Consider the following 18,012-nt stretch of genomic DNA (forward strand, 5'->3'; position numbering starts at 1 on the left):
TGATGCTGCCGTCGCGCGTCACGAATTCGACGCGCAGGTTGGTCAGCCCGGCCGCGTCGAACGCCTGCATCACGTCGTCGATCACGCGGGTCGGTTCGGCGCCGTCGAGGAAATAGCTCGGCCAGTGCTGGCTCACGGTGCCGCCGGGTTGCGTCACACGCGCCGCGTCGCCGATCACGCCCGGCCGGTCGGCCAGCGCGGTGCGGAACGGATGGTCGAGCGTGACCGATTCGAACGTGTCGTCCGGAATCGCGGTGAAGTCGTAGTCGGGATCGGCAAACGTCGGATCGGCCACGCGCGGCACCGTGGGGCGCGGCGGCGGATCCGCGATCGGGCGCGACGCGGTGCGGGTGGTCGTCGGCGCCGGTTCCGCGCGAGGCCCTGCGGGGAGCGCCGGGCGGCCCGCGCGCGCCGGGTCGCCGCGGAAGCTTTGCATCGGCAGACGATCCCTGTCGACCTGGCCGGTCAGCCGCGTTCCGCGCACGGTGGCCGAACCGTCGCGTTCCACGAGCAGGATGTCCGGCGGCGCCCAGACCGATACCGGCCGTCCGGTGATCTCGGACAGACGCTGGGCCAGCGCCGCCGCGAACGTCGTGCTCGCGGCCCGCACCTGGCCCGGCGCCACGCGCAGCGGATCGTGCTTGTTCGATCCGCCGAAGCAGGAATACAGCGTGACGTCCTGCTCCGGCTCGAGATGCGGCGCGACACGCTCGGCCAGCTCGTGCGGCGTGAGCGGCCGGCCGTCCGGGCCCACCATCGCGTCGGCCGACATCCCGTGTCCGAACACCACGTGATGACCGGGCGGCGACATCAGCCCGCGCGCGCCGATCGGATGCAGCGGATCGTCGGGCGGTATCAGCAGCGTGTCGGCCGGACGCAGGAATTCGGGATGCTGCGTCGCGTCGACGCCGGTCACGTCGTCGAACCCGGGCTGCAGCACCGACTTGCCATGTATCGTCGTCGTGACCACACCACCGTTGGCGATCTTGCGGTCCGTATAGACGCGGCTGGTCGGCGGATAGATTTTCTGCGTTTTCCCCGACAGGGCGTCTTCGGCCTCGGCTTCGGCGACCTGCTCGGTGCGCGCGGCCCATTCGTCCGCCGTGAAGATCTGCCCCGGCCCGACTTCCACGAGCGGGGTCGGCTCGTAGACCGGCGGTTCGCCCGCGTCCGGCTCGGGCGCGAGCCGCGGATGCGCGGGCCCGCCGGGCGTCACGCCCTGTCGACCGGCATCGCCCGGCGCAGCACCGGCGCCGCGCCGCCCGCTGTCCGCGTCCGGATCGATCTGCGCTTCGATCGGACGCACCGGTTCGACCGGCGCATCGCCATGCGAGGCCGTGCGCGCCACCGGTCCGCCGCGCTGCGCGAACACCATCGGCGGGTCGCTGGCATCGGGCGCTTCGGGCACATGCAGATAGAGCCGCGTCGCGACGTCGGGATCGTGCGCCGGCACGCCGATATCGTCGTCGAGCGGATAGAGTTCCAGCGCACCGGTGCCGCGCACCGAGTTGGACGAGATCGACGCGATCACCGGCGCCTGCAGTTCATACGCGAGCTCCTGCGCAAACGAATAACCGCCGGAAGCGAGATAGCAGCCGGTCAGCAGCACGCCGTTGCCTTCCGTATAGGCCGGATCCTCCAGCAGCCTGCGCGCGAACTCCTTCGGCGCGATCGTCTTGCCATTCATGATGGCGATCGAGCTGTCCCAGCTGACGTCGCTCGGCTTCGTGCCGTGCGATTCGACGATATCGAAACCCGACACCTTCAGGAACTGCCGCGCGGTCGCGTGGCCGAGCAGGTTCACGACACTCGAACCCGGCACGGGCCGCAGTTCCAGCGGATTGACGCGAACCGGCTGCGCGCGGCCCGGCGAGAACTTGCCGTTCACGTCGGGTTCGATCTGGAAGCGCGCGAGCCGGCGGTTCGGATTGGGCAGCGCGCGCCACCATCCGGCCATATCGTCGTCGCCCAGCCGGCCGAATACCGGCGCCTGGATCAGGTCCGCGAATTCCTGCAGCAACTCGGGATTGGCGCCGCTGCGCGGCCCATCCAGCGCGATCGGCGTGCCCGGCGTATAGCCTTTCCACGCCAGATCCTCCAGCGCGTGCGTCATCTCGAGCGCGCTGGCGGAACGGCCGCTGCGCGGATTGATGATCGACCCGCGTTTCGTCAACATGCGCCACACATACACGCCGAGCGGCACCCGCACGTCGCCCGCCGTCGCGCTGCCGCCCCACTGATTCGACACCGGGCGCGGCGCGACCCCGCTCCAGTTGACCGGATGCGCGCCTTGGTCGATGACCGCCAGCGCCGGCGAGAACCGGTAGGTACGCGGTCCGCTGCTGACCGAATGGTCCGGTACGCCGTCCCGATCGGGTGCACCGGGCTCGATCAGGATGCCGCTCGTATAACCGGAATCGGGACTGCCGTCGGTGCGATAGCGCGGCGAACGCCATGCGACGAAGCCGCTTGCGCCGTACACGTCGACGCCCAGCACGTTCGCGAGCAATTGCGCGAGCGGACTCACGCGCGAGCCGGCGCCGCACGCATAGAGGATCACCGGCGATTTGCCGTCCCAGCCGCTCTGGCGCACCATCTCGGCCATGTCTTCCGCGCTCATCGCCTTGCCGGTCGCGCTCGCGAATGCATCGGCCCACGCGTGCGCGTACACGGCGAAGTAGCCGGGAGGCACCGGCATCAGCGGACGCTCGCCCGGCGGCAGCCGGTTCTCCGGCTGGCCCGCGTTGTTCGAATAGATCGCGAGGTCGGCCTCGCGGCGCGGATAGGCGGCCCACTGGGTTTCGCTCATGCCGAACGGCGCGTTGATCACGTCGACGCGTCGCCCGTCCTCGCTGCGGATCAGCGGCTTCTGCGGATCGAAGCCGCGCGGGTACACCACGCGCAGCGTGCGGTCGTACGCATCGTTCATCGACAACATGAACGCATCGCCGGCGTCGGTCAGCCCGACATGGCCGACGACCGCTTCGGGCGGCACCGTGCCGTCCGCGGCGAGCGCTCGCTGATCGACCAGCGCGATCCGGTAGCGGCCGCCCGCGACGCCGTCGGCGCCGACCATCAGCGCGTCGTGGTACGTCGTGTAGCGTGTCACGCCGATCGTGCCGTCCTCATCCGGCGCAGCGGCCGCGCGCGCCGCCGCATCGTCGGCCGCCTTCGCGCGCCGCTCGTCCGCCTTCGCCGCGTTCATGTCGTCGAGCAGGTTGCCCTTTTCGGTCGCGGGCAGCCCGTCCTCCTCGGGGTTGCGCACGTTGCCTTCGGCATCCTCCAGCGCATACACGTAGTACTCGACGTCCTCGAGCCGATTGCCGCTCTGGAGGATCCGCCCGACCACTTCGCTCAGCATCGCCCGATCGGCCGCGATACGCGCGGGAATCTCCCACGACGCGGGGTGCGCGCCGTTGGCCGGCACGCCGGCTTTGGCCTGCGACGACGCACCCTCGCCTGCCAGTGCGTCGGCGACGGCCGGCGTCGCCGCGCCGTCGATCGGTTCACCGTCGGGCGCGAGCCGCAACGCGATCGCGCCGTCGTCCGGCGTGCCCTGCGTGCGGCGCGCGCGTAGCCAATCGGAGAAGCGCGCCCGCAGCCCCTTGTCGGCCGGCGCGACCGTGCCGCCGTCGTCGGCCGGTTCGCCGAAACTGTGCGCCTGGTCCTCCGCGTGCTGCCACGGGTTGCCGATCTCGCCGACCGCGAGACGCTGGTTCGCCAGCCCGTTGGCGAACATCGTGTCGACGACCTGGATCGCGGCCGGCCGTGGAATCGTCGACGGCGCGGGCGTTTTCGTGATCGCGCGGATCGGCCGCTCCATCAGCGTGTGCGAGCCGAGCCCCATCTGCGCGACGCCGATGCCGAGGTTCAGCAACTGCTGCGCACGGTCCGATTCGGACAATGCGTCCCAGTTCTTCACCAGCGACGCACCCTGGTCGAGCATCTGGTAGCCGCCGACCACGCCGCCCGACACATTGAGCACGCCGGACGCGCGGCCCGTCGTCTGCGCGAGCGACTGGAACGCGTCGGCTTCCTGCGTGAAACGGCCGAGACCGGCCATGTCGGCGGCGACGCCGTCGCCGCGCGAAGCCACCGTGAGCAGGTCCGAGACCTGCCCCGTTGTACGCAGCAGCGACGAGGCCTCCGCGAGCGACTTCGCCGCCACGCCGAGACCGCCGCCCGCGATGCCCGCGCCGCTGCCGATCAGGCTGATCCAGTCGCCGCGCGCCTGTGCGTTGCCGAAGCCGGTCGACTGGCCGTGATCGCTCAGGTTCTTCAAGTCGGCGATCGCCGCCGGCACGCCGACGGCCATGCCCGCACCGACCGCCGTCCACGCGGCGCCGAGCAGCAGGCCGCCGACCGGCGCGCCGATGCCGCTCGCGACCAGCACGGCGCCGCCGGCCGCCGCGAGAATGCCGGTGCCCATCTCGAGGTAGTGTTCGGCGTGCTGATACCACTCCGTCTTGTGCGCGTCGATCGGCTCGTATTGCGAGAAACCGCCGGTCGCCGAATCGGTCGTCAGGCTCTTCGGCACGTACAGCTTGCCGTCGTCGGACAGCGCGTTGTTGTGCTGGTAATCGTCGACGGTGTCGTACTTCCAGCCGCGATCGTCGATCAGCTTGTACTGGTCCGGATGGCCGTCGACCTGCACCTTGAAGAGTGCGCTCGGCGCGGTACCCGTTTCCTTCGACACGTAGTAGATCGGCACCAGCGACACCACGGCATGATCGCCGCCGACCTTGCGGATCTGGTCGACGACGGCCTGGATCATCTGCGTCGCGGCCGAGTTCTGCGCGTACAGCGAGCGGCTGTTGACGGCCGTACCGTTCTGAAGCTGGCCGTTGCCCACGATCAACTGCTCGAGCAGCGCCATCGACGGCACGTCATTCCGGTCGGTCGGCACGGCGCCGGGGTCGTCCGGCTGGAGCCCGAGCCCCGCGCCGACGAAGTTCGTCATCTGGTCGGAGCCGGTCGTGAACGTATACGACTTGTCGCCGAGGTTCTTCTGGAAGTCGTCGAAATACGCCTTCAGCTGCTTGTCCGGATCGGCCTGGAACAGCTTGTAGCTGGCGTTGGCGGTTTCCTTCTGCTGCTTGTTCTGAGCATTCTTGGTGCCCTGGTCGTAACGCAGCTGGAAGTCGTTCGCGAAACCCGAGCGGAACCGGTCGTCGTTCTGCATCTTCGACAGCAGCGACTTCGACAACGCCGGATCGACACCCGACGACAGCGCCTGGCGCACGCCGTCGAACCCGTAGCCGGCGTCGCTGCCGCGCAGCGTGTAGATCAGCGTCTTCGCGTTGCCCTTGTCGTCGAGCAGCCAGCTTGCGACGTCGTCCTCGCGCTGCACGGGCACGCCGCTCGCGGTCGGCTGCTGGTCGGCGAGCCCGACCGCCTTGCTGAGCCCCTTGTAGAACTCGATGCCGTCGCCGTAGGGCTGCGGCGTGCCCGTGTTCGACTGCGTCCACTTGTTGCCGAAATCCTTCTTGACGGTGTCGAGCACGACGCCCGCGAATTCGGGCGGCGCATTGGCGAGGATGTCCTGCATCCATTTGCCGGCCTTGTCGGCATTCATCCTGCCGTCGGCACGCGCCTGCATGCTGGCCTGATCCGTCGCCTGCGAATCGGGCTTCTGCATCAGCGGATCGATCTGCGAATGGATGAAGCTCGCGTTGAAATGCGGCTGGCCGGCCTGCGTCCACAGCGCCTGGCGCTCGTCCAGCGAGAACGACGCGTCCATGTTGGTCTTCAGCACCTGAAGCGCCGCACCGGGATTGCTGTCCGGGTTCTGCATCAGTTGCGTGACCTGCTGCTTCGTGTACTGGAGCCGCACCTCGGGCGCCGCCGCGAGCAACGTCTGGACCTGCTGATAACCGGGATTGTTCTTCTGCGCTTGAGCCTGCGCCATCGCATACGCGAACACGCCGCCCGCCTGGTCGATCTTCGCGTTCAGCGCCTTCGCGTCCGCATCGCTCAGCCCGTCCGTGTTGACCTTGATACCCGTCATCTTGACGAACGCTTCCGCGAGCGGATTCTGCTGCGCGAGCGCCTTCTCCTGCGTCGACAGCTTCGGGTCGTTCGGGTCGACGCTCACACCGGTGTCCTGCAGCAGCGCGAACGTGACCGGATCGGATTGCGCGAGCTGCTTCATCTGCGGCGACAGCGACGGATCGTCGGGATTGATCGTCGCGATCGTGCGCTTGAGCTGGCTCTCCTCGCCCAGCGCGTCGACGAGGCCGGTGTACCACATGCCGTCGTGATTCTGCTTCACCGACGCGACGACCTGTTTCTGCTCGTCGGCCGTCACGTAGGTCAGCGCGGTGTCGTCGCCACCCGTCACGACCTTGTCGTACTGGCTCTGCGCCTGCGACAGCTCCTGCGTGATGTCGGCCTCGTCGGCGCGGCGCAGCCCGCCCGGCTCCTTCTGCCACGCCGCGTAATCGGCCTTCGCGTTGTTCAGTCGCAGTGTCGCGGCCGACGTGCTGTATTCGTGGCGCAACGAGGTGGTGAGTGCGGTGTACGCGTTGTTCGCATTCGTGTCGGCGGTGCCGGCGGCCTCGCGCAGTTGCGCGCCGGTGTCGGGATCCGCGCGCCGAATGCCGCCCGGCAACGCGTTGTACCGCTGCACGTCGGCGTTCGCGTCCTGGTCCTTCTGCCACGCCATCGCGAACTGGAACGCCTTCACGTTGGTCGCCCGCTCGGGCGCCGATTCCGCCGACACCGCCTTCTGCGCGTCGTCGAGCACCGAGCCGAGCACCGGATCCTTCGGCGACGCATTGCGCAGATCCGAGGCCACGCCGGCGATCGCCTTGTCCGTGTCGCCGCCGCCGTCGGCCGCGACGCGCATCTGGTTCTCGACGGCCGCCTGCACCGCGCCCCATGCGGTTTCGGCCTTCTTCACCTGGTTGTCGAGGTCGGCCTGCGACGCGCCCTGGTCGTGCAGGCGCTTGAGCGTCGCCATCTCGGCCTGGGCGAGCTGGAGCAGGCGCTGCGTCTCGGCCTGCGCGGCCGCGAGGGCCTGCTGTTCCGGCGTCTGGGCCGGCGGGGTGCCACCGGTGCCGTTCTTCGGCGCCGGATCGTCGTCATTCTGCGGCTGCGGCACGCTGACCGGCCCGCCCCCGCCCACTGCCATCAACACCATGTCCGTTCTCCCGCGGCATGCGTGACGGGCCGGCACAGCGGCAGGCAAGCCACGCGCAATGGTCCATTGTGCCGAACGCTCGCGGGTGAAAAAGTCGCGCATTACGTAGTCGCCGGCCGGGTTGCGGCGGCGCCGGGAGACTCTTGCTACGAACGCGCCGGCGTTCGGCCGATGATGGCTGCCAGCGGAAAAATTTGCCGGTTGTGTCGGTGTGCGTCATAAATACATACTGCGTTCCACCGGCAACCCATGATCCGCGCGATGCCGCGACGCGATCGTTTGCCTGCGCAACCAGCTTGCGTCGCTGCCGCGCGTGGCCGTCCGGTTGCGGCCGGCGCTCTCCGCGGACGCGCTCGAAGCGCGGGCGATCGCGGTTCGTGCCGCGTATCGGCGCGGCGGCGCCGACGCCGCACTACCGCTTGCCCGCCGCTAACTCGCACACGCATCCGTACATATGCCCCGCGCGCTGGCCGCACCCCGGCTGCGCCGCGACGTCGCGATTCCATGCGATTTCGCAGAGGACCTTTCCTGTGCAGCGCCTTAATCGACGGTCGCACGATCTCCAATAATGGCCGCTCGATTCGTCGGCCCGCGCGCCGACGCGACCCACCGGCGATCGGGCCGGAGACCAACGATAAAAAATCCTATGTATTCCTACAAAATCGGCCAGCGCGCCCGCGCGCGCGCCGCCGCGGCGCATGCCGTCCGTCGCGGCCACCGCACTAGCGCACTCCCCGCGACCGCGATTGCCGCCTGCGTGGCCGGCTTGATCCCGTGCGTCGCGCACGCACAGAGCAGCGTGACGCTATACGGCCTGATCGACACGTCGATCACCTATGCCACCCACCAGCGTACGCAAGGCGCCGGTTCGCCGGGCAGCGGCAGCGTCGCGCTGACGAGCGGCGCATTGAACGCATCGCGCTGGGGGCTGCGCGGCCGCGAGGATCTCGGTGGCGGGACGGCGGCGGTCTTCGCGCTCGAAAACGGCTTCTCCGGCACGACCGGCAAGCTGTCGCAGAAAGGCGTCGACATGTTCGGCCGTCAGGCATGGGCCGGCGTGAGTTCGCGCACGGCCGGCACGCTCACGTTCGGCCGCCAGTACGACCCGATCCTCGATTTCGTGACGCCGCTCGGTGCGTCAGGCCCGGGCTGGGGCGGCAACCTCGCGGTGCACCCGTACGACAACGACGACTCGAACCGCAATCTGCGCATCAATCACGCGGTGAAGTACACGAGCGCGACGTATCGCGGGCTGACGTTCGGCGCGCTGTACGGGTTCTCGAACACGGCCGGCGCGTTCTCGAACAACGCCGTCTGGAGCGCGGGCCTCGGGTATGCGAACGGACCGCTGAAGCTCGGCGCCGGTTACCTGAAGATCAGCCGCGACCGCAACGCGCCAAACCCGGACGGCGCACTGAGCACGGTCGACGGCTCGGCGACGATCACGGGCGGCAACCAGCAGATCTGGGCCATGGCCGGCCGCTATGCGTTCGGCCTGCATTCGGTCGGCGCCGCGTGGTCGCACTCGGCCACCGACGGCGTGAGCGGCGTGCTCCAGGGCGGCGGCATCACGCCGCTGAAGGGTGAATCGCTGGTGTTCGACAATTTCACGGTCGACGGCCGCTTCTTCGTCACGCCGGCGTTCAGCCTGTCCGCCGCGTACACGTACACGATGGGCCGATTCGACACGCGCACCGGCCAGACGCGCCCGAAATGGAACCACGTGGTCACGCAGGCCGGCTATGCGCTCTCGACCCGCACGGACGCGTATCTCGAAGCCGTCTATCAAAGCGTGAGCGGCGGCAACGGCAATCCCGCGTTCAACGCGACCGTCTGGACGATGACGCCGTCCGCCAGCAGCAACCAGCTGGTGGTCGCGCTCGGGTTGCGGCACAAGTTCTGACGACCCGGCCAAGCTCGATGCGCCCGCACCGAAATCGCGCATCACAAATCGCGCATCACGCTTCGCAGCGGATCCTGTGGCGCCCGCGCAAGCAAGAATGCGTCCTGCCTCGTTGTTGCGTGAAATAGACGGAGAAACTGGTCACGCTGTGACATTTTTCCTAATCTAGTTGCAGCGGCGCCGTGAATTCGGCGTTCCGGCCGAGACAATCTTTCATATGACACATCGCCGGCTTACGAAAGCGCATCGCATTGCGCACGGAAGCCGGCACTTTCGTGTCATCTCGGCCGGATTCGTGACGTTGCCGGTTGGCACGCACGACGCCTTCCTCGCAGTCAACCGCAGGAGACGCACAATGAGCAAAACGAACCGATTTGCGGTCCTGGCAGCTTTCGCCCTGCTGGCGGGTTGTCACCACGAGGCGAAAACGCCCGAGAATGCCGGCATGGCGCCGGCGCCGTCGAGCGAAGCGGTCGCCACGGTGACGACCGACGATCTGAACAATCCGAACAGCCCGCTTGCCAAGCGCAGCGTCTACTTCGATTTCGACCAGTACTCGGTGAAGCAGGAATTCCAGTCGCTGCTGCAGTCGCACGCCGACTACCTGCGCAGCCACCCGTCGCGCCGCGTGCTGATCCAAGGCAACACCGACGAACGCGGCACGTCCGAATACAACCTCGCGCTCGGCCAGCGCCGGTCGCAAGCGGTGATGAGTGCGCTTGAAACGTTCGGCGTTCAGGCGACGCAACTCGAAGCGGTCAGCCTCGGCAAGGAAAAGCCGGTCGCGCCCGGCCATGACGAAGATTCATGGGCGCAGAATCGCCGCGCCGATCTCGTCTATCGTTGACGGGATGCCGCCGCGACGGCGGCATCCCGGCCACGCATCACCCTTGGCCTTTCATGCAGCGAGTCGCCGGGGCGCCCCGCCCGCCCCGGCTGCGCGTTGCCGTGCGACCTCGGTTCGTCCGGTTCATGCGCGCCATCATCCCGGCCGTCACCAGTCGATCGCACGGCGCCCGCTGGCACACGCTTCAACTCGAACGTGAGCGTTCGAGCCGTCGATGCAGCCAGTGCGACATCACGGCCGACGTCACGAACGAATCGAGTATCGCGATCACGTTGATCCCGCCGATTTCGCCGTCGTTCAGCAGATGGGACTGCAGCAGCACGTAACCGACCATCAGACCGGTGCCGACGATCGTGCCCAGCAGCACGAACCAGCGCCGCCGAATGCGCGTGCCGATCGCGCCCATGATGCCGCCCGCGAGCGTCGCCGGCAGGAAATAGCCCAGGAAGAACGACGCGCCAAGGATCAACAGCACCATGCTTGCGCAGAGTGTGAGCGTCTCCCAGTGCGGGCCGTTGATCACGGACCATGCAACCAGCATCACGGCCGGCCACACGAGCGCCGCGACCAGCGGCGCGCCGAAGGTAAATGACAGACAGCCGAACACGACCGGATTGGACGGGCTCGATGATTTGCGCGGCGGACGCTCGCGAGTGGCGCTCATGGTTTTTGTCGTGGGAATCGGAATGGCGGCGAGCCGGAGTGTACCAAGCCGCCGTGCCGGGCAGCCGATCCGGCACCGGCATGAGACGCACACTTGAGCCGTGCCGATACGCAAAAAGCATGGAATAAACCGCGCGCCGGAAACGTTTCGTCTTCGCGCGGCGCCGGTTCATGCGAACCACGCGGCCGCGCGGCCTGCGCGGTGCAAGGAGAGTGAAATGAAATCGGCAAGACTGGCCGCGGCACTGCTCGCGGCGCTGATGCTGGTGCTGTCGGCGGGATGTACGTCGTCGGGCGGCGGTGTATCGCAAGGAGCCGGCATGAGCCGGTATGGCGGCGCGGGTGGCAGCGGAGGCGGAGGTGGTGGTGGCGGCTACTGAAGCGCCGCCGGACAGGTGCGGGCGGAGCGTCGCGCGCGAGCGCAGCCGGAATCCGGCCGCCTCGCGCGCGGCGCCCCGCTGCGCCGCACGACTTACTGACGCATGGCCTTCACGTCGGCCGGCGTGACGTTCGCGGGCTGGCCGCCCCACGTCGCACGCAGGTAGTTCGCGAGCTGCGCGAGTTCGTCGTCGCTCAGCGTATGCGCGAAACCCGGCATCGGCTGCAGGTTTTCGAAGCCGGCGAACTTCTGCTCGTCGATGCCGTCGAGCATCGCGACCAGCAGGTTGCGCGAGTCGCCCTGACGCAGCGTCGAATTGCCGTTCATCGGCACCGCCACGTGCGGCTTGCCTTCGCCGTTCAAGCCGTGACAACCCGCGCACACCGCGAGATACACCGAGCGGCCGGCCGCGAGCTGCGCGGCGTCGGCCGACACCGGCTTCACCGGCTGCGGCGCCGGCGGCGTATCGCCGAGCAGGTACACGGACAGCGCGCGCAGGTCGTCCTTCGTCATGGTTTGCGTGCTCAGGTGCACGACCGGATACATTTCCCCGAACGCCGAGCCTTGCGGCGCGATGCCGACGCCGAAGAACGTCTGCAGGTCGGCGCCCGTCCAGCCGCGCGCGGCGAGGCCGGCCGGCGTGATGTCCGGCGCGGCCACCCGGCCGAGCGCGGCGCCCGCGAACGGCTTCGCGTCGTCGAGCTGACCGGTGAACGCGCGCGGCGTGTGGCATTCCGCGCAGTGGCCGAGCGCGCCCGCCAGGTAGCGGCCACGTTGCCAGTCGGCGGACCGGCCGCTCGACGCGTCGGGCAGGCTGTCCTTCAGGAACACCATGTCCCAGAACACCATGCCGAAGCGCAGGTTGTACGGGAACTTGAGTGCGTGCGCGCGGTTTTCCTGCGCGATCGGCCTGACCGTCTTCAGGTACGCGTACATCGCGTCGCTATCGGCGCGCGTGAGCTGCCGGTACGACGTGTACGGCATCGACGGATACAGCCGCTTGCCCGGCGCCTTGCCGTCGTGCAGCGCGGCGTAGAAATCGCCCGCGCTCCAGCTGCCGATTCCGTGATCCTTGTCGGGCGTGATGTTCGAGCCGTAGAACGTGCCGAACGGCGATTCGAGCGGCGCACCGCCGGCGAACGGCGCGCCGTCCTTCGCGGTGTGGCACGCCGCGCAGTCCGCGGCCTTGACGAGATAGCGGCCGCGCGCGACCTGATCGGCGCCGGGCGCGCCGGATGCCGCGCTCGAGACCGGCGCGTCATGGCCGCCGCAGGCGGCGAGCAGCAGCGCGCAGACGGCCGCGAGTGCGGGCAAGCCTGCGGCCCGCACGGCACGATGAGCGAATGTGCGTTTCATGCGGCGTCCTTCACGAGTCCCGGCGTCGTCAGGATCACGTCCTTCACGGCTGCGTAGTAGCGCACGTAACCCGTGCAGCGGCAGAGGTGCGCGTTCAGCGCGTCGGTGATCGTGCGCTCGACGTCGGCCTTCGCGATCGGCTCGCGCTTCAGGCGCTCGATCAGCACCGTCGCCGCATTGACGAAGCCCGGCGTGCAGTAGCCGCACTGGAAGCTGAAGTGCTCGAGGAACTTCTGCTGGATCGGCGACAACTCGACCACCTCGCCCGCGTCGTTGCGCTTCGCGTGGCCCTCGATCGTGCGGATCGAACGGCCGTGGAAGAAGTGCGCGCCGGTGATGCAGGTGCGCATCTCCTCGCTCGTGCCGTCCGGCTTGTCGACGATCACGACGCATGCGTGGCAGACGCCCTGCCCGCAGCCGAGCCGCGAACCGGTGAGGCCCGCGTACTCGTGCAGGAACTCGATCATCATCAGCCCTTCCGGCACCTGCATCGGGCCGACGGACTTGCCGTTGATGTTCACCGACAGCGGTTTCTGCTGGAACCGGACGAGCGGACGCTCGACGGCGGCCGGCGCGGCAGCGGGCGCGGCCGATACGGATGCCGGGGCGGCCGAAGCCGCGTTCGGCGCGGATGCAGCGGTCGCAGCCGCGCTGGCGCTCGCGGCCGAAGCCGCGGTTTGGGCGGTCGTCATGCGAGCACCTCCTGAATCTTTTGCGGGGTCACCGGCAAATCGGTGAAACGATGGCCGATCGCGTGCGCGATGCCGTTCACGATTGCGCCGACGACGGGGATCATGACCACTTCGGCGACGCCCTTCGGCGGATCGGTCTCGGACAGCGGCGGCAGGATGTCGCCCGTCTGCGACCACACGGCGACGTCGGTCGCGCGCGGCAGCGGGTAACGGTTGAAGTTCCACGTGCCGTTGCCGGGGCCGTCCTCGTAAAGCGGCAGCGCCTCGTGCAGCGCATGGCCGATGCCCATCGCGAGGCCGCCCTGCAGCTGGCCCGACACGAGCTGCGGCGAGATCTGGTTGCCGCACTCCATGATCGAGTGATGCGTGAGCAGCTCGACCTTGCCGGTCGCTTCGTGCACGGCCAGCTCGACGAGCGTGCCGACCGCCGTGTAGTACGTGACGGCCGCGTTGTTGCGGCTCGTCGGCGGAATGAACACGCGCTTGCGGTCCAGCACGCAGTAGCCGTTCGCGGTCGGCGCCAGCGTGCCGCGCATCGCGGTCGCGCCGGCCGGCGCGGCGGTGCCCGGCAGCGGGCCGGCGTCGCCCGTTTTCGGCGCGCCGACGCGCAACGACAGTCCGTCGACCGGCAGACGATCGACCATGCCGCCCACTTCGAACTCGGCGTCGGTCCACTGCCAGCGGTTGAACACGTGCACGACGGCGCCGGTCGGCAGGCCGAGCGCATGCGCCTGCTTCGCGAGCTGCTCGAACGTCAGCGGCTCGAGGCCGTCGGCGGTCAGCTTGCCGTCGACCCAGCGCGCGTCCTCGATGCGGATCGCGTACGGCGCGGCCTGGCCGCCGCCGAGGCCGCGCGTCCAGATCGACATCGCGGCCGGCCACAGCCCGTAGCGGAACACCGCGCGCGCGGCTTCGCGCGTGCTGTGCGTGAAGTAGTACGCGGAGTTCGTCGCGCTCGACGGCGACGCATAGCTCGGCGACCAGCGCGGATTCGCGCTCAGGCGATCCTGGTCGGCCTGCGACATCAGGTACGGATCGCCGCTCGTCTCGACCGGCAGGTCCGGCCATTCGGTCAGCGCGACGCGCACGTCGGTCGCCGGGCGGCCGAGCCACTTCGCGACCGCGACGGCCTGCGACGTCGACATCCCGGTGCCGATCTCGGCGGCCGTGTGATGCAGCGACACCTTGCCGTTCTCGTCGAATTCGACCTTCGCGAACGAGGCCTCGGCGCCCGTGCCGAAATCCTTCTGCACGCACGCGAAGCCGACGCCGTAGCGCTTGCCGGGGTTCGCGGCCTCGAATTCGGCCTTGCGCGTCGCGCGACGCGTCCACAGCGGATGCTGCTTCGCGCGTTCCAGCACTTCCTCGACGCGCAGCGCGCCGGCGGGAATCGCGCCCTGCGTGTTCTTCATCCCCGAACGCAATGCGTTGCGCAGACGGAAATCGATCGGGTCGAGATTCAGTTGCGCGGCGATTTCGTCGACGGCCATCTCGGTCGCGGCCATGCTCTGCAGCGTGCCGTAGCCGCGGGCCGAGCCGGCGTCGATCGCGCGCGACGCGATCGCGACCGCCGCGAGGTCGCTCTTCGGGAAGTAGTAGATCGATTGCGCGGCCGTCGCGCCGACCATCGCGACCGACGGCGAGAAGTTCGAGCGCCCGCCGCCGTTCGCCTCGAAGTCGCCCTTGAACGACTGCAGGAGGCCCGTGTTGCGATCGACCGCGATCCGGTAATGCATCTTGAACGCGTGACGCTTCAGCGATGTCTGGAACTGCTCGTAGCGGTCGTTCGCGAACCGCACCGGACGGCCGTCCGCGTACAGCGCGCAGACGAGGCCGTAGAACGGCACGTTGCAGTGATCCTTCGAGCCGTAGCCCACCGTGTAGCACGGATGCACGAACAGCTTCTTCACCGGGAAGCGGCATTTCGCGACCATCGCGGCCGCATTCTCCGCCACTTCGAGCGGCGACTGGGTCGGCACGACGAGATGCATCGACTGCGTCGCGGCGTCGTACCAGCAGTTCGCGTTGTCGGGTTCGAGCGCGGCGGTATCGACCGACTGCGTGTTGTACTCGCGGTCGAACACGAGCCAGTCGGCGGACGGACGATCGAGTTCGGCGGCGATCTGGCCGGCCAGGAACATCCCCTGCTCGTCGAGCTTGCCGTGTTCCTTGCCGTCCGGCCAGACCGGCAGGTGCTTGCGCATCATGCTCGGGAAGATCGGCGCGTCCTTCAGGCTCGAGTAGACATCGTCGTCGTAAGCCGTCTTGCCGCCCACCCGCACGTAGCGGAACGTGCCCCACGGATCGCGCTCGAGCGGGCCCGTGACCGCACCGTAGCGGATCACGTCGTCGCGGAACTTGAGCGCGTTCTTCGCGAAGCGAAAGCGCGCGAAGTCGTGGTAGATGAGGATCGCGACCGCATGGCCGAGATACGCGGGCGTCTTGCCGGCGGGCAACAGCATGTCGTCGCCGTAGAACGTCGGGAACGCGACGCCGTCGCGCGCGAGATCGTCGGCCGTGACGACGCGGTCCGGCTTCAGTTCGTCGCCGAGCAGCGACAGGTCGAAGCCTTCGTAGAGGCGGTCGGCCTGCGTGACGCGCAGGATCAGCGCGTGCGACTGCTGCTGCGGCCAGTGCGGCATGTCGGCCGCGCGCACGTCGCGGGCGAACACTTTCGAGCCCGTGACCTTCGCGATGCCGTCGATGCGGAATTGGGGGATGCCGGTGACGCTATCCCATTTGACCGGGGTGAGGAGTTTTTCTTCGAAGAGCGCCGCGAATGCGCGGCTGCCGATGGGCGCGACGTAGACCGCGACGCCCGCCAGCACGCTGGCTTTCAGAAAACCCCGCCGTGACAGGCCGTGGTTTTGCATGTGGGGGAACCTCCTGATGCGGCTCGTACGGCGATCGGGTGTCGCGGCGTTCGGAGCGGCGCGCATTCTGGCATTGTTTTGGATATATCGCCTATAGTCGTTCTCGCATGAAATACTTATTGAATTTCTTATAACGAGATTCGGACGGGCTGCGGCGCCCGGTCGCGGCGGCCGCCCGACATCGTCCCGTTGGCAACGATCCTGCCCGCGCACCGGCGAATCCGCAAGGCGCTCGCAAGCGTGGTTTACGACTACCCGCCGACGCCCCCCGCACGGCACGCGCGGCCGATATTTCATGGTAATGTCGTGCGCATCCGGCTCGCCGGTCATCCCGCCACCTGCCGCGCGGGGCTATCGGCGATGAATCGCATCGTGTCGAGGTCAAAAGAGCCATGGCAGTCAAGGCGCGCCTCCTGAACGCCGTTCTCGCCACTCCCCCCTGCGGTAATCACCGCGTGACGGACGCACTGCGTCCGTCGATGCTCGTCACGCTGTTCGAGGACCTGCGCCCGATGGCGCTGTCCGGCGTCGCCAGCGCGTTCGTCGCGGCGATCGCGCTGATCCGTCTGCAGCAACTCTGGTGTTTCGTGTGGCTCGTCGTCGACGTCGGCCTGCTCGCCGCGCGACTCGCGATCGCACGCGCGTATGCGGTACGCCGTGCCGCCGGCGACGATCGCGCCGAATACTGGGCGCGGCACTATGCACCCGTGTCGCTCGCCGCGTGCTTCGTGCTCGGTCTCGGCGTCATGGGCTGCATGGATGCGTCCGACTTCGAGCTCGGCACGCTGTCGGTGATGGTCGCGGGCGGCGTGTTCGGCGGGATTGCGTCGCGTAATTCGGCGCTGCCGCGGCTCGCGATGACGCAGGTCACGCTCGGCGTGCTGCCGATCGGCGTCGGCGCCCTGCTGGCCCATCGGCCCGGCGCGTGGCTGCTGCTGCCGCCGCTCGTGATCTATCTCGCGGCGATGCGCACGGTCGTCGACCGCCATTACCGCGTGCTGGTCGCGCTGATTGCCGCGCGCCAGCGCAACGCCGAGCTCGTCGCGCGCTTCGATGCCGCACTCACCTACATGCCGCACGGCCTGTGCATGATCGACGGCGAGAGCCGCGTGATCGTCGCGAACCGGCGCACCGCGCAGCTGTTCGGCTCGCCGCGCGAGATCATGCTGGACACCCCGCTGCCCGACGTCATCGCGGCGCTCGGCGCGAACGCGGTGACCGATCCCGGCCAGGCGGGCCTCGCCGCGCAGTGCGCGGTCTGGCTGAGCCGCGACGAACCCGCGCCGCTCGACATCGCGCTCGCCGACGGTCGCCAGCTCGAACTGACGCGCCATCGCGTCCCGGACGGCAACGCGGTGGTCATCGTCGAGGACGTCACCACGCGCCGCCGCGCCGAGCAGCACATCCGGCACCTCGCGCGGCACGACGCGCTGACCGGCTTGCCGAATCGCCACGAACTGCATGCGGAACTCAGGCGCAGGCTCGCGCATCGGCCGCGCCTGCCGAGCCCCGCGCTCGCCGTCATGTATCTCGACCTCGACGGCTTCAAGGCGATCAACGACCGGTTCGGCCACCAGGCCGGCGACGAAGTGCTCACGCAGGTCGCCGAGCGGCTCGGCAAGACGCTGCCGCCCGGCGAGCTGGCGGCTCGCATCGGCGGCGACGAGTTCGTCGTCGCGATCGACCACACGACGATGCAGGCGTGCTCGATCCTCGCCGCGCGCATCATCCGGCAGATTTCGGCGCCGTACACGCTGTCGATCGGCGCGACCGTCAGCCTCGGAATCAGCATCGGCATCGCGCTCGACGACGGACACGGCTCGCCCGACGAACTGATCCGGCAGGCCGACAGCGCGCTGTACGACGCAAAGTCGGGCGGCAAGGGGATCTACCGTTTCTATTCGGCGGGAAGCCGCCGCATGGCGCCCGCGACCGCGAGCTGAGCGAGCGCGCCGCGCGTCCCTGCATCTGCGTTCGCTCCCCGCGATTCATTTCCGAAACGCGTTGCAGGGGCCGGCGCATGTGCGCATGTGTTTCGCCACGCGCGGCCATGTCACGTGACGTGTTCCGTAACATCGGCCCGCGCCGCGCGCCACGTTCGCCGCAGAAGCCCGCACGATCGCGGCGGTGCACGGCATTTCATCGCTGGCACTCTTAT

Annotated in this window: 9 protein-coding genes; 4 read left to right on the top strand and 5 right to left on the bottom strand. The window is 68.7% G+C overall.

Translation table 11 applies throughout. From position 1 onward, the window contains the following. Positions 1 to 7,141 (bottom strand): DUF4781 domain-containing protein (locus F3J14_RS20990; RefSeq protein WP_166724659.1); only part of this gene is annotated, 7,141 nt, incomplete at its 3' end. Between the two features lie 646 nt (positions 7,142 to 7,787). Between F3J14_RS20990 and F3J14_RS20995 the strand changes: the two genes are divergently transcribed. Then, positions 7,788 to 9,044, top strand: a complete 1,257-nt coding sequence (locus F3J14_RS20995) for a porin (RefSeq protein WP_166724660.1) — start codon at positions 7,788 to 7,790, stop codon at positions 9,042 to 9,044. A 355-nt stretch (positions 9,045 to 9,399) separates the two neighbouring features. Then, positions 9,400 to 9,891, top strand: a complete 492-nt coding sequence (pal, locus tag F3J14_RS21000) for a peptidoglycan-associated lipoprotein Pal (protein ID WP_166724677.1) — start codon at positions 9,400 to 9,402, stop codon at positions 9,889 to 9,891. Positions 9,892 to 10,075: 184 nt separating this feature from the next. On the opposite strand, the gene F3J14_RS21005 is transcribed toward pal, so the two are convergent. Next, the gene (locus tag F3J14_RS21005; protein WP_166724661.1) at positions 10,076 to 10,555 is read right to left on the bottom strand and encodes a hypothetical protein; all 480 of its coding nucleotides are present in this window, start codon (positions 10,553 to 10,555) and stop codon (positions 10,076 to 10,078) included. 217 nt (positions 10,556 to 10,772) lie between these two features. Between F3J14_RS21005 and F3J14_RS21010 the strand changes: the two genes are divergently transcribed. Next, a complete protein-coding gene (locus F3J14_RS21010; protein ID WP_166724662.1) occupies positions 10,773 to 10,934 on the top strand; it encodes a hypothetical protein in 162 nt (53 codons plus the stop codon). Positions 10,935 to 11,026: 92 nt separating this feature from the next. On the opposite strand, the gene F3J14_RS21015 is transcribed toward F3J14_RS21010, so the two are convergent. Genes F3J14_RS21015 through F3J14_RS21025 form a run of 3 tightly spaced genes read right to left on the bottom strand, consistent with a single transcriptional unit; the run spans position 11,027 to position 15,854 of the window. Then, the gene (locus F3J14_RS21015) at positions 11,027 to 12,289 is read right to left on the bottom strand and encodes a cytochrome c (RefSeq protein WP_166724663.1); all 1,263 of its coding nucleotides are present in this window, start codon (positions 12,287 to 12,289) and stop codon (positions 11,027 to 11,029) included. After that, on the bottom strand, positions 12,286 to 12,981 hold the full coding sequence (locus tag F3J14_RS21020) for a (2Fe-2S)-binding protein (protein WP_166724664.1): 696 nt from the start codon (positions 12,979 to 12,981) through the stop codon (positions 12,286 to 12,288). The genes F3J14_RS21015 and F3J14_RS21020 overlap by 4 nt, the downstream gene beginning before the upstream one ends. After that, positions 12,978 to 15,854 (bottom strand): molybdopterin cofactor-binding domain-containing protein, encoded by a 2,877-nt coding sequence (locus F3J14_RS21025; RefSeq protein ID WP_166724665.1) that lies wholly within the window; start codon positions 15,852 to 15,854, stop codon positions 12,978 to 12,980. The genes F3J14_RS21020 and F3J14_RS21025 overlap by 4 nt, the downstream gene beginning before the upstream one ends. A gap of 392 nt (positions 15,855 to 16,246) precedes the next feature. On the opposite strand from F3J14_RS21025, the gene F3J14_RS21030 reads away from it, so the two are divergent. Beyond that, positions 16,247 to 17,797, top strand: coding sequence for a sensor domain-containing diguanylate cyclase (locus tag F3J14_RS21030; RefSeq protein WP_166724666.1), 1,551 nt, complete (start codon positions 16,247 to 16,249; stop codon positions 17,795 to 17,797). Positions 17,798 to 18,012: the final 215 nt, after the last annotated feature.

The sequence above is a fragment of the Burkholderia sp. Tr-862 genome (assembly GCF_011753085.1).
Taxonomy (GTDB): Bacteria; Pseudomonadota; Gammaproteobacteria; order Burkholderiales; family Burkholderiaceae; genus Burkholderia; species Burkholderia ambifaria.